We start from the raw sequence: 12,789 nt of genomic DNA on the forward strand, positions 1-12,789 counted from the left end.
TCTAGTCCTCAGATCCCCACCGTGAAGCTTTGGGTCCAGCTCTGCATGTCGCTGACGATGCTGGCCCACATTCCTGTGACGAGCAGCAGACCGGTCAGGATCAGCATGCCTCCGCCGATGCGCATCACCCATGCATAGTGCTTCTTCACCCAGCCGAACGCGCCGAGCGCCTTGCGGAAGGCGATCGCGGTGAGGATGAACGGCAGGCCGAGTCCGAGGCAGTAGGCGACGGTCAGCAGGGCGCCCCGACCGGCGCTGGCCTGGTCGAGGGAGAGCGTGGTGACGGCCGCGAGGGTCGGGCCCATGCACGGGGTCCAGCCGACGCCGAACAGGACGCCGAGCAGCGGGGCGCCGATCAGGCCCGCCGTCGGCTTCTTGTGGAAGCGGAACTCCCGCATCGTCAGACCCGGAATCGCGCCCATGAAGAAGAGCCCGAGCACGATCACCAGGCCGCCCAGGACCCGGGAGATGATCTCGTTGTTCTCCCGGAGGGTCTCTCCGAAGTAGCCGAAGAGCGCCCCCGTGGAGACGAAGACCGCCGTGAAACCGGCGATGAACAGGAGCGCACCCGCCAGCATCCTCCCGCGCCGGGCCTCGGCGAGGTCGGCGCCGCTGACGCCGGTCACGTAGGACAGGTAGCCGGGGACCAGCGGGAGCACGCAGGGCGAGAAGAAGGAGACCAGACCGGCGAGCAGCGAGACCGGGAGCGCCAGCATCAGCGCTCCGTTGAGGACGGTCGTGTTCACTCCGGTGGCCTCGGCGGCGAGGACGTACGCGACCACGCGGTCACTTCTCCGCGAGGACCGGCTCGATCATCGACCGCAGCTGCTCGTCGTTGACCGGGGCCAGGGTGCGGGCGGCGATCCTGCCCTGCTTGTCGAGGATGATCGTGGAGGGGATGGCGTTCGGGTTGAGCGTGCCCTTGGGGAAGCGCAGCATCAGCTTCCCGGCGGGGTCGTAGAGGCTCGGGTAGGTGATCCCGTAGTTCTCCTCGAAGGAGATCGCGCTCTGTTTGCTGTTGTCGCGCGTGTTGATCCCGACGAAGGCGACGTCCTTGCCGGCGTCCGCGTACTCCTTGGAGACCGTCGCGAAGTACTTGGCCTCGTTGCGGCACGGCGGGCACCAGGAGCCCCACACGTTGAGGACCACGACCTTGCCCTTGAGCGTGGTGGTGTCGAGGGTCTCGTCGTGGACGGTCTCGCCGTCGAGCTTGGGAGCCTCGGTGCGCTCCGCCTGGGACACGGTGGAGATGCCGCTCGCACCCGTGACGTAGTTACCGCCGGACCCGGTGACCGGCTTGCCGCTGTCCGGTCCCCCGCAGGCCGACAGCGTGAGGGCACCGGCCAGGGTCGCCACGGCCAGCAGGGTGGCACGGCCGCCGGTCGTGCGGCGGCTACTACGACGGATACGCGCGCGGACAAGGCTCATGTGAAAAGTTTCGCATGAGCAATTCGACGATCTTCCGCGCCCCCCGGGGCGATGCGCGCGCCCTCGTCGGGCGAGGCTTCGCCGCCCCGTCAGGCGGCGGTCAGGTACGCGCTCCAGCCGCCGGCCGGCGCCTGGCCCGGGGCGAGGCCCTGGAGCCTGGCGAGCACCTTGGGGTCCTGGACCTCCAGCCAGTCGGTGAACTGCCGGAAGGATACGAGTCGTACATCCCTTTTGTCCGCCATGCCCTTGAGTGCCTCCTCGACGGCGTCCATGTAGATGCCGCCGTTCCACTGCTCGAAGTGGTTGCCGATGAACAGGGGTGCGCGGTTCGTCTCGTAGGCCCGCCGGAAGCCGCCCAGGTAGGTGGCCGTCGCCTGGGTGCGCCAGCCCGGGTAGTGGGCGGGCACGCCCTGGGTCGTGCTCTTCGACTGGTTGGCGAGGATGTTGTAGTCCATCGAGAGGACCTCGAAGGAGTGCCCGGGGAACGGCAGGGACTGCAACGGCAGGTCCCAGATCCCGGACCTGCGCACCGGCCAGACCTGGAGGCCGCCGGGCGAGCTGGAGTCGTAGCGCCAGCCCAGCCGCTCGGCCGTCGGCAGGAGGCTGTCCCGGCCGAGCAAACAGGGGGTGCGGGCGCCCTTCAGTTCCTTGGCGTAGTCGAAGGGCAGGGGTTCGAGGTCGGTGAATCCGGTGTTCGTGCGCCAGTTGGTGACGAACGACACGGCCTGCTCGATCTCGCTCCCCCAGTCCTCCGGGGTCCACCGGGCGACCGAGCCGGATCCGGCGCAGAAGTGGCCGTTGAAATGGGTCCCTATCTCGTGCCCGTCCAGCCAGGCCTGGCGGATGTGCGTGAGGGTGGAGCGGACGTTCTCGTCCTTGAGGTAGCCGATGTCCGAGGCCCCGACGGGGTTGTTCGGCGGCCGGTAGAGATGCCGCTTCGACTCGGGCAGCAGATAGATGCCGGAGAGGAAGAAGGTCATGGCCGCGCCGTGGTCCTTGGCGAGCTTGAGGAAGCGCGGGAAGAGACCGTTGCCGATCTCCCCCGCGCCGTCCCAGCTGAAGACGACGAACTGCGGCGGGGTCTCGCCCGGCTGGAGCGGCACGGGCGGGTCCGGCTGGTTCGGCTGCGGGCCGGTGTCGGCGGTGGAGCCGTCACCGATCGGCCTGGCCGCCGGTTTTTCTCCGGGCTTCGGGTTCCTGACGGGTCCGGGAGAGCCGGAACCGGACGTGTCCGATGAGCCGCAGCCCGCGATTCCCATCGCGGCGGCCGCACCGAGTCCCAGTCCCAGCAGCCCCCTCCGACTGACTCCCCTGATGTCGCGCATGTCACCGTCCCCTATGTCGACCACCCATACCGAACCGAAGTCCATATAAACGGACAATCAGTTCGGACATGCGAGCTGACACGGTGATTCCCGCGCGACTTGTCTTTAGTTGGGCAGAACCGTAACGGCCTGTAACAGTCGGCCGATCAAGAACCGATCGAGGGCCGATCGGCCCGGCCGCACCGGCCGGGCCGCATCGATCGAACAGGGGTCAGGCGCCGAACGCCTTGGACGCACCCTTCACCGGCTTGGCCCCGGCCAGCAGGTGAGCCGGCACCAGGTCCCGGGCCGGCTCGCTGTATCCCACCGACACCAGCTTGTCGCCCTGGAAGGTGAACGAGGTCATCGAGGCGAGCGTGCACTGCCGACGCCGCGGGTCGTGCCACAGCCGACGCTTCTCCGCGAAGCTCCGCACGATCCAGATCGGCAGCTGGTGGCTGACCGCCACCGCCTCCCGGCCGCGGGCCGCGTCGCGCGCCGCCTCCAGCGCGCTCATCATCCGGACCACCTGCTCGACGTACGGCTCGCCCCACGACGGCTTGAACGGGTTCGTCAGGTGCTTCCAGTTGCCGGGCTTGCGCAGCGCGCCGTCGCCGACACCGAAGGTCTTGCCCTCGAAGACATTCTCCGCCTCCAGCAGGCGCGCGTCGGTCGCCAGGTCCAGGCCGTGGACCTTGGCGATCGGCTCCGCCGTCTCCTGCGCCCGCTCCAGCGGCGAGGACACCACGTAGGCGATGTCCCGACCCTTGAGGTGGTCGGCGACCCGGTCCGCCATCTGGCGACCCAGCTCGGAGAGGTGATAGCCGTCACGGCGCCCGTAGAGCACACCGTCGGGATTGTGCACCTCGCCGTGGCGCACCAGGTGCACGACGGTGAGATCGGGGGTGGCGGGCGTGGCGCTGCTGCTCATGCGGTGGCCTCCGCGGCGGCTCGGGCGGCGACCGGCAGCGCCGCCGCGATGCGCTCGATCGCCTTCTCGTCGTGGGCGGTGGAGACGAACCAGGACTCGAACGCGGACGGCGGCAGGTACACGCCCTGCGCCAGCATCGAGTGGAAGAACCCGTTGAAACGGAAGCTCTCCTGCTTCTTGGCGTCGTCGTAGTTGCGCACCTCGTCCTCGGTGAAGAAGACCGAGAACATGTTGGACGCGGTCTGCAGCCGGTGCGCCACGCCCTCCTTGGTGAGCGCGCCGGTCACCAGACCCTGGATCTCCTTCGAGACCGCGTCGACCTTCTCGTACGCGGCCGCGTCGAGCAGGCGCAGCTGTGCCAGACCGGCGGCGGTCGCGATGGGGTTACCGGAGAGCGTGCCGGCCTGGTAGACGGGACCGGCGGGAGCCAGGTGGCCCATGACGTCGGCGCGACCGCCGAACGCCGCGGCCGGGAAGCCACCGCCCATGACCTTGCCGAAGGTCATCAGGTCGGGCTTGACCCCGTCGACGCCGTACCAGCCGGCTCGGGAGGTCCGGAAGCCGGTCATGACCTCGTCGGAGATGTAGAGCGCGCCGTTCTCCCGGCAGAGGTCCGCGAGACCCTGGTTGAACCCGGCGGCGGGGGTCACCACACCCATGTTGCCGGGCGCGGCCTCGGTGATCACGCAGGCGATCTCACCGGGGTGCGCGGCGAAGGCCGCCCGTACCGCTTCGAGGTCGTTGTAGGGGAGCACGATCGTGTCGCCGGCCTGCGCGCCCGTCACACCGGGGGTGTCCGGAAGCGCGAAAGTCGCCAAACCGGAACCGGCGGCGGCCAGCAGGGCGTCCACGTGACCGTGGTAGCAGCCGGCGAACTTCACGACCTTGGCGCGACCGGTGAAGCCGCGGGCCAGCCGGATCGCCGACATGGTCGCCTCGGTGCCGGAGGAGACCAGGCGGACCTGCTCCACGGGTTCGATGCGCGCGACGATCTCCTCGGCGAGCGCCACCTCTCCCTCACCGGGCGTACCGAAGGAGGTACCGCGGGCGACGGCCGCCTGGACGGCCTCGATCACCTCGGGGTGCGAATGGCCGAGGATCATCGGCCCCCACGAGCACACGAGGTCGACGTACTCACGACCGTCGGCGTCGGTGAGGTACGGACCGGTCCCGGACACCATGAACCGGGGCGTACCGCCCACGGCGCGGAAGGCGCGCACGGGAGAGTTCACGCCGCCGGGGGTCACGAGGGAGGCGCGCTCGAAGAGCGTCTGCGAAACTGGGGCTTCATACGGGTACGGGTAGCTCACACCAGCCATGGTCTCAGAGGCCGCGACAGACTTGCGGACGGGCGTTTCACCGCGTCGCCGCGGGGGAGGTCACTGCCATGATGATCAGGCTGCGCGGCGGGGGCCGCGGAGCCGGGGCGAGCAAGACCAGTCGGGTGGAGATATGCAACGCGGTGGTGGACCGGGCGAGGGAACGGACGGCCTCGATCCGCAGCGCGCCCGCGAGGCCCGCCGCCGAGGCAAGCACCGCCGCGGTACGGAGGCGGCCGACGCCGTCCCGGAACCCACGTCCCCGTCCGACGACCTGCCCAAAGGCCGCGGTATGGGAGTGACGTACAAGTACTTCGGCGCCCCCGACGGCGCCACGGCGGCCCGGGTCCCGGTCACGATGCGGCCGGAGGAACTCGGCGGCGACGAGCTCGGCATGGGCGGCCTCTTCACCAAGATCAAGCCGGAGACGGTGGCCGCGATGGTCCTGACCGGCATCGAAGGCATACCCCTGCACAAGGTGCCCCCGCTGGAGCTGGTCGTCCTCCACCCCGACTACGCGGTGGTCAAGCTCCCCATGACCGTGGTCGACCCGCTGCGCGGAATCGGAGAGGAATCGGTGGGCGCGGCGGCCTTCATCTGGTCCACGGTCCCGGACCGCGGCGGCCCCAGCGACGCCTTCAACGTCTACCAGCTGCTCCACGAGTGGCAGGATTTCAGCCACCGCCTCCACGAGGCCGGCCACCAGCCGTACTGCCTCGTCTGGCCCTGACGGCCGAACACCTTCCCGGCCTAGACGCCCGCGCGCAGCGTCTCGGCGGGCAGGATCCGGGCGGCCGCCAGGGCCGGGTAGAGGCCCGCGGCCAGGCCCACGACGAGGCCGACGAGCGGTCCGGCGGCGGTGAGGGCGGGGTCGAGGACCACCAGCCAGTTCTTGGCCAGGCAGGTCACCGCCGTGATCTGGATGCCGAGCACCGTGCCCACCATCCCGCCGGCCAGTCCCACCAGGCCGCTCTCGACGCAGAACTGTCCGGCGACCGCCCGCCGCGAAGCACCCAGGGCCCGGCGCAGGCCGATCTCGGAGCGCCGCTCCAGTACGGACACGTAGGCGGTGTTGCTGACACCGAGCGCGCCCACGCCGAGGGAGACGGCGGCCAGGCCCAGGAACAGGGCCCGGGTCTGCGACTCGATGCCCTGACGTAGCGACCGGGGGTCCGGCGGCACCAGCGCGACGAGCTTGTCCGGGGCGCCCGGGGCCAGGGCGAAGGGGGCCTCCTCGCCGACCTGGTCGGCGGCGCCCAGATCCGTACGGATGATCATCTCCGCGGGGGCGAAGCCCAGCCCCGCCGGATCCTGCAGCGCGGCCCAGTAGGGGACGACCACCGAGCCGGTGAGGTTCGTGTCGCCGGTCGGCGCGCGGAAGACGCCGAGCACGCTGAAGGCGACCCCGTTGACATGGATCACGGAATTGCCCGCCCCGCCGTCCACGGTCAGCCGGGAGGCGGCGGCCGTGTCGATCAGCGCCACCCGCTCGCGCCGGGCCTCGTGACCCGTGTCGAACCAGCGGCCTCGCGTGAGCTCGGCCGACATGGCGAGCAGCGCTTCGGGCTGCGCGGCCATGACCGTGCCTTCGGGCAGGTCGTTCTCCTTGCCGCCGGGCAGCCGCGAGACGGCCGGCCGCTCGCCGGCCCTGCTGACCAGCCCGGCGCTGCGGACACCGTTGAGCTCGCGCACCCGCCGGCTGTCACCGCCGTCGGGCCGTGGCCGGACTCCGGCGACGGCCTCCGACGGGTACTTGACGGTCACCCGCGTCGCCTTGAGCGCGTCGAACTGATCGGAGACGGCGCCGGCCGCACTGGCCGTGATGCCGAGCGTGGCGAGGGCGGCGGCCAGCCCCACGGATATGCCCACCATGGTGAGCAGCGTGCGGAACCGGCGGCCGAACAACGCCAGGAACGCCTGGACGAGCAGATCCGTCGCCGAGGTACGGGGGTTCCCGAGCCCGGGCGCGGCCGCCTTCGCCCCGCCCCGCGCACGGCTACGAGACACGGCCGTCCACCACCTTGAAGACATGGTCGGCGCGGGCCGCGACGTCCGGTTCGTGCGTGACCACGACCACGGCCCGGTCCTGCGCGACCAGGCCGGCCAGCAGGTCCATGACGCGGGCCGAGTTGGCGGTGTCCAGGTTGCCGGTCGGCTCGTCGCACAGCACGACCGCCGGCCGGTGGACGATGGCGCGCGCGACCGCGACCCGCTGTCGCTCCCCGCCGGAGAGGGTGGTGGGTCTGACGTCGAGCCGGTGCCCGAGGCCCACGGACTCCAGGGCCCGCACCGCCTGCGACCGCCGCCGGCCGCGCGGCACGCCCAGGTGCACCAGCGGTAGGGCCACGTTCTGTACGCAGGTCAGGTGCGGGACCAGGTGGAACGCCTGGAAGACGAAGCCGAGCGTGGAGGCGCGCAGGGCGGTGCGGGCCCGTTCGGACAGGGCGGTCGTGTCGTGGCCCTGCAGCAGGTAACGGCCGCGGGTCGGGACGTCGAGCAGGCCGAGCACGCTCAGCAGGGTGGACTTCCCGGAGCCCGAGGGGCCGACGACGGCCGCCAGTCGGCCGGGCCGGATGTCGAGCGTGACGTCGACCAGCGCGTGCACGGGCGACGGCCCCGGATACGTCTTCGCGATGCCGGCCATCTCGATGACGGGCGCCGGCTCGTCCTCAGTCACCGGCACCTCCGGATGCGCCACCCGAGCCGTCACCCGAGGCTTCGTCCGAGCCGCTGTCCGAGCCGCTGTCCGCCGGGTTTCCGCGGCGGACGAGGACGACCGTCCGGCCGGCGGTGAGGTTCCCGTCGAGCGCGTGGACCGCGCTGAGGCCCTCGTGGGTGAACAGCACCTCGACCGGGATGTTCCGCTCCTTGCCGCCCTCGGTGACGGTGACCGTGGACGAGCCGCCGAGGTCGGTCCAGACCGCCGAGACGGGGACGGTCAGCGAGCCCTTGGGGCTGCGCCGGAGTTCGACGGCGATCTGCTGGGTGGCGCCCTCCGCGGCCTCCGCGCCGGAGGGCACGAACAGGGCCTCGTGCCGGCCGCCCGCGGAGCCGCTGCCGTTGCCCGCTCCTGCCGTGCCCGCTCCCGCTGTACCCGCTCCCGCCGTGCCGGCCGCGGCCGCGCCGTCCTGTCCCGCGTTCTTGCCCTGCTGGTCCCCGTTCTTGTCGTCCGCGGAACTGTCGAGGGAGCCCAGGGTGCCTTCCCTGCCCTCGTACGGGCCGGTGCCGAAGCGGATGACCGCGTCGGCCGGCAGATCGCGCAGCCGGCTGCGCTGGTCCGCGCTGAGGACGGCCCGTACCTGGCGGCCGCCGCTGCCGAGGACGAGGAGCGGCTTGTCGGCGGCGTCGCCGACCGCCGCGGTCACCTGCACCACCGTGGCCGGCAGGGTGCCGACGTACGCGACCTCCGCGGCCGGCAGCACCTCACCGGGCTTGGCCGGCCCGGCGGCGGGCGGTGTGTCCGCGCCGCGGGCGGGCGGCGCGCTCGCGCCCCCGGTTCCGGCCGCGCCGGTGCCGCCGTCGGTCTCCGCGCCGCCCCGGGGCGCCGCGCCGCCTCCCGCGGCCGCCCCGCCCGTGCGGGCCGTGCCGGGAGCGGAACCGCTTCCGCCGGTGGTGCTCGGCCCCTGCCCTGCGGGCGCCTCGTACCCGGCCGCCACGTACAGCTTGCGCACCGCCTCGACGGTGGCCGGGCCGTACGTGCCGTTCACCGCCGTCCCGTACAACGGCTGCAGTGCGCGCTGCAGTTGCTGCACGTCCGGCCCCTTGTCGCCCGCCTTCAGGTCCCGGTACGCGGGAAAACGCCCGGGAAGCAGCAGGACGGGCCGGCCCGACACCTCCGCGACGACGGCCCCGGCCTTGAGGCTCTTGCCCGCGGCCGTGGGCAGCGCCGTCACGACCGCGCGGTTCGTTCCCTGCGGCTGCACGCCGGTGATGGTGGTGCGGGAGGCCGTCTCGACCTTCCCGGTCAGCTCCATCCTCTCGACGAGCTGCTGGTCGGAAACCTTCCCCGTGATCCGGGAGGGCGGGGGCGCGGCGGCGTCGGAGGCACGCTGCTCCGGGGTTCTGGCCTGGGAGGCGATCCACCAGACGGAGCCGGAGCTGCCGAACAGCACGAGGACGACGGCGGCGATGACCAGGCCCCGCCGGGACCTCTGCCGCGCATCCGTCGCCCGCCCGCCGGACGGCCGGGCCACCTGGGTCCCATCGGGGTCTTCGAGGCTCATGACGGGTATCAGGATGTCTCTCGCAGGAGTTCCTGGGCCTTGCCCTTGGCCTTCGTGATGAGTTCCAGCCACGCCGTGATCTCCGCCTCGTGCTTCACCAGCGAGGCGGCCGAGGCCTTGCTCTTGGCCTCCCGCGCCTTCGTGTTGAGACCGACCTCGGTGCCGCAGTCGGCATCGGTGGTGGCCTGCTTGATCTCCGCGCGCTGGGCGTTGTCGAGCGCCGCGGTGTCACCGTCGGGGATATTCGCGTAATGCGCGAGCGCGGCTTCCCGAGCCTTTTCCGGGGTCGCGATATCCGCATATCCGCCGGACTTCATGCAGGAGGCCCATTCCGAGAGCGCCTTCTGATATCCGTCGTCATCGGCGAGGATATGCGCGCCGTTCTGCTTGACACTGTTGTAGACCGTCCAGTTGAGCCGAAGATATTCCTTCACGTCCCCGTAGACGGCTTTGAGGGTTTCACCGCGGCAGCCCTTCGACGGCACCATGACCTTGCCGCCGCCGAAGTCGAACTCCACACCGCCCTCGGGCTTGTCGACGTACCCGTCCATGGCCATGCTGTGGGCCCGCTTGACGTCCTCGGGCAGCGCGTCGAAGTCGTCCGGCCCGGCTTGCGACTTCTGGTTGTCCGACCTGCGCGGGTCCGCCCCGTAGCCCACGGTGCGGGCGGTGTCGGCCGACGGCGTGAGGTCCTCGCTGCGCTTCTTGCCGCTGTCGGTGGCGGTGCCGCCCGCCGGGAAGACCTTGAACCCCTTGTCGTTCATGCACTTGCGGATCAGCTTGGTCTCCGCGTCACGCTCCTGGTCCAGCGCCGCGTTGGCGCTGTCGAGCGCCGTCTGCGCCCTGCGGGCCGTCTCCATGTCCTGCGGGGCGTCCTCAGAACAGGCCGAGGCGCCCGCGCCCAGCAGCACCGTCACCGCGATCGCCGTCATACCCCGGGTGCGCTTCTTCAATGTCGTGTCCTCTTGAAGGTGCGGCCGGGCCGCCTCCGCCACGCGGGGGCGGCCCGGCCTTCAGGCGGTGATCAGCAGCTGCTGCCGTCGTTCAGGGTGTTGCTCGCGCCGTCGTCGTTGGCGTCCCAGTAGTAGTTCACGGAACCGCCGGGGACGAGGCAGATCTCCACGCCCCACGACATCCAGCGTCCGCCGTAGGTCTTGGACGACTGACCGCGGCGATTCCACCAGGAGCTGTCGTTCTCGTAGACGGCCGGCATGTCGATGTCCCAGCGCGCGGACTCGTACTTCGTCCGGTACATCGAGTTGCCGGTGCTGTAGTTGCTGTCCTTGTAGATGCAGAAGTTGCCGTCGTAACACGTACGGTCCACGGCCGCTGCGGACGGCGCCGCTGCGATGACGCCGGCCACGGCCGCCATCGCGATGAATCCGGCCGAAATCCTCTTACTCAGCACTCGTGACTCCCCCTCGTCGGGTGGTGACTGAAGCAGTGAGAGGACAGGGCAGCCGAAGCCCTTCCCCCCGGTCGGCTGAGTTCAGGCTAGGCCACGCCCACCGGAAACAAAAGGTCAATTGCCTTTACCAGAGGGGCTGTCGATGTTTGGAATTGATCATTCACCGACCGATATCCGCCGCGCGAATCCGCCATTCCGGCACACCGCCGTCCACCCGGGGAACCGGGGTCGACGCAGGTCAGCCCCACAGCCGCCGGAAGGGGGCGGTGGGGCGTCGACGGAGCCGGACCGCCCGGACGCGCGCGATCCGGATGATCCGTGAACTCGACCTGAAAATAGGCGCGTTCGTGACGTGCGCCACGCCGTGGAGCCCGAACCCCGTGGAGCCGCGGCGCCCGCCTCCGTAAGGGCTGTCCCGCAATCCCCGGCGGGCGCACGACGGCAGCTACGGCACCTCGCCGCGTTGCCGGAACGCCCTGATACGCCCAGTTTGAGGACGCCCCGCCGCCTTGCGATGCACCGCATCCGACGCCGTGCGCCGATCCACCGGGGATTACGGGACAGCCCTTAGGCTGGCCCGATGGAGACGTGCGTACGGCTCGAGCCTTGGTCCGCCGGGGACTTCTGGCTGCTGGAACGGAAGAACGAGCCGACCATGACCCGGTTCCTGGGCGGCCCCGAGCCGGCCGCGAAGCTCGTCGACCGACAGCGGCGCTACGAGGCGCTGAGTGCGCGGGAGCCGGCCGCCGGTCGGATGTTCCGCGTGGTGTGGACGCCCACCGGACAGGAACCCGGACAGGAACCCGGACGGGACCCCGACGGCGGCGGACGCGCCGAGAGCGTCGGATCCGTCGGCTTCTGGGAGCGGGAGTGGCGGGGCGAGCCGGTCTACGAGTCCGGCTGGGGCATCCTGCCCGAGTTCCAGGGCCACGGGTTGGCCGTGGCGGCGCTCACGGAGCTCCTGGCGTACGTCCGCGCCCACGGCTCCCGCGACAGCGTCCACGCCTTCCCCGGCACCGACCACCCGGCGTCCAACGCGGTGTGCCGGCGGGCCGGGTTCGAGTACCTCGGCGACGTCGACTTCGAGTACCCGCCCGGGGTGCCCCACCCGAGCTGCCACTGGCGCTACCGGGTGGAGCGACCGTAGGGCGGGGCGGCGGGGGGCCCGCGCCCTTGCCGGGCGGGTCCGCGCCGCCGCCGGGCGTACCCGAACCGCCGCCGGGCGGGCTCACGCCGTCAGGACGACGCGGCCCCGGACCCCGGGCGTCTCCAGGTGGGCGTGGGCCCGGGCGACCTCCGCGAGCGGGAACGTGTCGGCGACCCGGAGCGTCAGCGCGCCCTCGTCGACCAGGGCCACCAGCCGGGCCAGGTGCGCCCCGTCCGCCGCGACCTCCTGCTCCACGACCCGCACACCGCGCTCCGCGGCCGGGGCGTGGTGGGGGATCAGGCCCACGTAGACCCCGCCGTCGCGTACGGGGGCCAGCGCGGCCTCGCCCAGCACCGCCGCGTCCAGGACCCCGTCCACGGGCCCGGCCGGAGCCGTGCCGCGCGGGACGAACCCGGTCGCGCCCAGGGACCGTACGAACTCCTCGTCCTCGGCGCCCGCCAGCGCCGTCACCACCAGCCCGGCCCGCACGGCGAGCTGGACGGCCAGCCCGCCGACGACGCCCGCGGCTCCGGTGATCAGCACCGAGGAGCCGGGGGCGAGCTCCAGCAGGTCCACGGCGCGGGCGGCGGTGAGGCCGGCCAGCGGAAGCCCGGCCGCGGCCACCGCGTCCACGGTGGTCGGGGCGGACGCGACCGCGGAGGCGTCGAGCACCGCGTACTGCGCGTGGGTGCCCAGCGGCTTCACCGTTCCGTACTGCAGGCCCACGACGCGCTCGCCGACGCGCCGGCCGGTCACGCCCGCGCCGATCTCGTCGATCTCCCCGGACACGTCCCAGCCGAGACCGAGCCGCTGTCCGGCGCCACCGAAGATCCCGGCGCGGACCGCGCCGTCCACCGGGTTGAGCCCGGCGGCGGTGACCTTGACGCGAAGCTGACCGGCCGCGGGGCGAGGCACCGGGACCTCGGCCAGCGCGACCTTCTCCGGACCGCCGAACTCGCTCGCCACGGCCGCCGACATCGTCTGCTCGCTCATCTTCGTCTCTCCCGTTCACCGATTGCGATGCGCACG

13 protein-coding genes are annotated in these 12,789 nt (G+C 71.7%); 2 read left to right on the plus strand and 11 right to left on the minus strand.

Annotated elements, in window-relative coordinates:
* Positions 1-8: 8 nt before the first annotated feature.
* The 5 genes from ACGFYY_RS20620 to hemL form a co-directional block, all read right to left on the minus strand.
* Positions 9-716, minus strand: coding sequence for a cytochrome c biogenesis CcdA family protein (locus tag ACGFYY_RS20620; RefSeq protein ID WP_106983103.1), 708 nt, complete (start codon positions 714-716; stop codon positions 9-11).
* 70 nt (positions 717-786) lie between these two features.
* A complete protein-coding gene (locus ACGFYY_RS20625; protein WP_365267657.1) occupies positions 787-1,428 on the minus strand; it encodes a TlpA disulfide reductase family protein in 642 nt (213 codons plus the stop codon).
* An 89-nt stretch (positions 1,429-1,517) separates the two neighbouring features.
* Positions 1,518-2,744: a hypothetical protein gene (locus ACGFYY_RS20630; RefSeq protein WP_393711198.1), complete on the minus strand. Its 1,227-nt coding sequence runs from the start codon at positions 2,742-2,744 to the stop codon at positions 1,518-1,520.
* Between the two features lie 220 nt (positions 2,745-2,964).
* Complete coding sequence (locus ACGFYY_RS20635) at positions 2,965-3,663, minus strand: histidine phosphatase family protein (protein WP_030757955.1); 699 nt, start codon at positions 3,661-3,663, stop codon at positions 2,965-2,967.
* A complete protein-coding gene (gene hemL / locus ACGFYY_RS20640) occupies positions 3,660-4,982 on the minus strand; it encodes a glutamate-1-semialdehyde 2,1-aminomutase (RefSeq protein WP_393711113.1) in 1,323 nt (440 codons plus the stop codon). Before hemL ends, ACGFYY_RS20635 begins: the two co-directional genes overlap by 4 nt.
* 292 nt (positions 4,983-5,274) lie before the next feature.
* On the opposite strand from hemL, the gene ACGFYY_RS20645 reads away from it, so the two are divergent.
* Positions 5,275-5,712: a hypothetical protein gene (locus tag ACGFYY_RS20645; protein WP_030008917.1), complete on the plus strand. Its 438-nt coding sequence runs from the start codon at positions 5,275-5,277 to the stop codon at positions 5,710-5,712.
* Positions 5,713-5,732: 20 nt separating this feature from the next.
* Here the strand turns inward: ACGFYY_RS20645 and ACGFYY_RS20650 are convergent, their stop codons facing one another.
* The 5 genes from ACGFYY_RS20650 to ACGFYY_RS20670 form a co-directional block, all read right to left on the minus strand.
* Positions 5,733-6,989: an ABC transporter permease gene (locus ACGFYY_RS20650; protein ID WP_393711115.1), complete on the minus strand. Its 1,257-nt coding sequence runs from the start codon at positions 6,987-6,989 to the stop codon at positions 5,733-5,735.
* Positions 6,979-7,659, minus strand: a complete 681-nt coding sequence (locus tag ACGFYY_RS20655) for an ABC transporter ATP-binding protein (protein WP_393711117.1) — start codon at positions 7,657-7,659, stop codon at positions 6,979-6,981. Before ACGFYY_RS20655 ends, ACGFYY_RS20650 begins: the two co-directional genes overlap by 11 nt.
* Positions 7,652-9,205, minus strand: a complete 1,554-nt coding sequence (locus tag ACGFYY_RS20660) for a peptidoglycan-binding protein (RefSeq protein ID WP_393711119.1) — start codon at positions 9,203-9,205, stop codon at positions 7,652-7,654. Before ACGFYY_RS20660 ends, ACGFYY_RS20655 begins: the two co-directional genes overlap by 8 nt.
* 8 nt (positions 9,206-9,213) lie before the next feature.
* The gene (locus ACGFYY_RS20665) at positions 9,214-10,158 is read right to left on the minus strand and encodes a hypothetical protein (protein WP_393711121.1); all 945 of its coding nucleotides are present in this window, start codon (positions 10,156-10,158) and stop codon (positions 9,214-9,216) included.
* A gap of 71 nt (positions 10,159-10,229) precedes the next feature.
* On the minus strand, positions 10,230-10,613 hold the full coding sequence (locus tag ACGFYY_RS20670; RefSeq protein ID WP_365267646.1) for a peptidase inhibitor family I36 protein: 384 nt from the start codon (positions 10,611-10,613) through the stop codon (positions 10,230-10,232).
* Between the two features lie 580 nt (positions 10,614-11,193).
* Between ACGFYY_RS20670 and ACGFYY_RS20675 the strand changes: the two genes are divergently transcribed.
* A complete protein-coding gene (locus tag ACGFYY_RS20675) occupies positions 11,194-11,760 on the plus strand; it encodes a GNAT family N-acetyltransferase (RefSeq protein WP_393711123.1) in 567 nt (188 codons plus the stop codon).
* A gap of 81 nt (positions 11,761-11,841) precedes the next feature.
* On the opposite strand, the gene ACGFYY_RS20680 is transcribed toward ACGFYY_RS20675, so the two are convergent.
* Positions 11,842-12,738 (minus strand): NADP-dependent oxidoreductase, encoded by an 897-nt coding sequence (locus ACGFYY_RS20680; RefSeq protein ID WP_393711201.1) that lies wholly within the window; start codon positions 12,736-12,738, stop codon positions 11,842-11,844.
* Positions 12,739-12,789: the final 51 nt, after the last annotated feature.

The organism is Streptomyces sp. NPDC048331, from assembly GCF_043201215.1.
Classification (GTDB): domain Bacteria; phylum Actinomycetota; class Actinomycetes; order Streptomycetales; family Streptomycetaceae; genus Streptomyces.

What these genes read in the sequence shown, in the direction of transcription:
- ACGFYY_RS20635 (WP_030757955.1), bottom strand. Translation starts at nt 3,663, where the DNA reads ATGAGCAGCAGCGCCACGCCCGCCACCCCCGATCTCACCGTCGTGCAC.
- ACGFYY_RS20625 (WP_365267657.1), bottom strand. Translation starts at nt 1,428, where the DNA reads ATGAGCCTTGTCCGCGCGCGTATCCGTCGTAGTAGCCGCCGCACGACC.
- ACGFYY_RS20645 (WP_030008917.1), top strand. Translation starts at nt 5,275, where the DNA reads ATGGGAGTGACGTACAAGTACTTCGGCGCCCCCGACGGCGCCACGGCG.
- ACGFYY_RS20660 (WP_393711119.1), bottom strand. Translation starts at nt 9,205, where the DNA reads ATGAGCCTCGAAGACCCCGATGGGACCCAGGTGGCCCGGCCGTCCGGC.
- hemL (WP_393711113.1), bottom strand. Translation starts at nt 4,982, where the DNA reads ATGGCTGGTGTGAGCTACCCGTACCCGTATGAAGCCCCAGTTTCGCAG.
- ACGFYY_RS20675 (WP_393711123.1), top strand. Translation starts at nt 11,194, where the DNA reads ATGGAGACGTGCGTACGGCTCGAGCCTTGGTCCGCCGGGGACTTCTGG.
- ACGFYY_RS20680 (WP_393711201.1), bottom strand. Translation starts at nt 12,738, where the DNA reads ATGTCGGCGGCCGTGGCGAGCGAGTTCGGCGGTCCGGAGAAGGTCGCG.
- ACGFYY_RS20620 (WP_106983103.1), bottom strand. Translation starts at nt 716, where the DNA reads ATGCTGGCGCTCCCGGTCTCGCTGCTCGCCGGTCTGGTCTCCTTCTTC.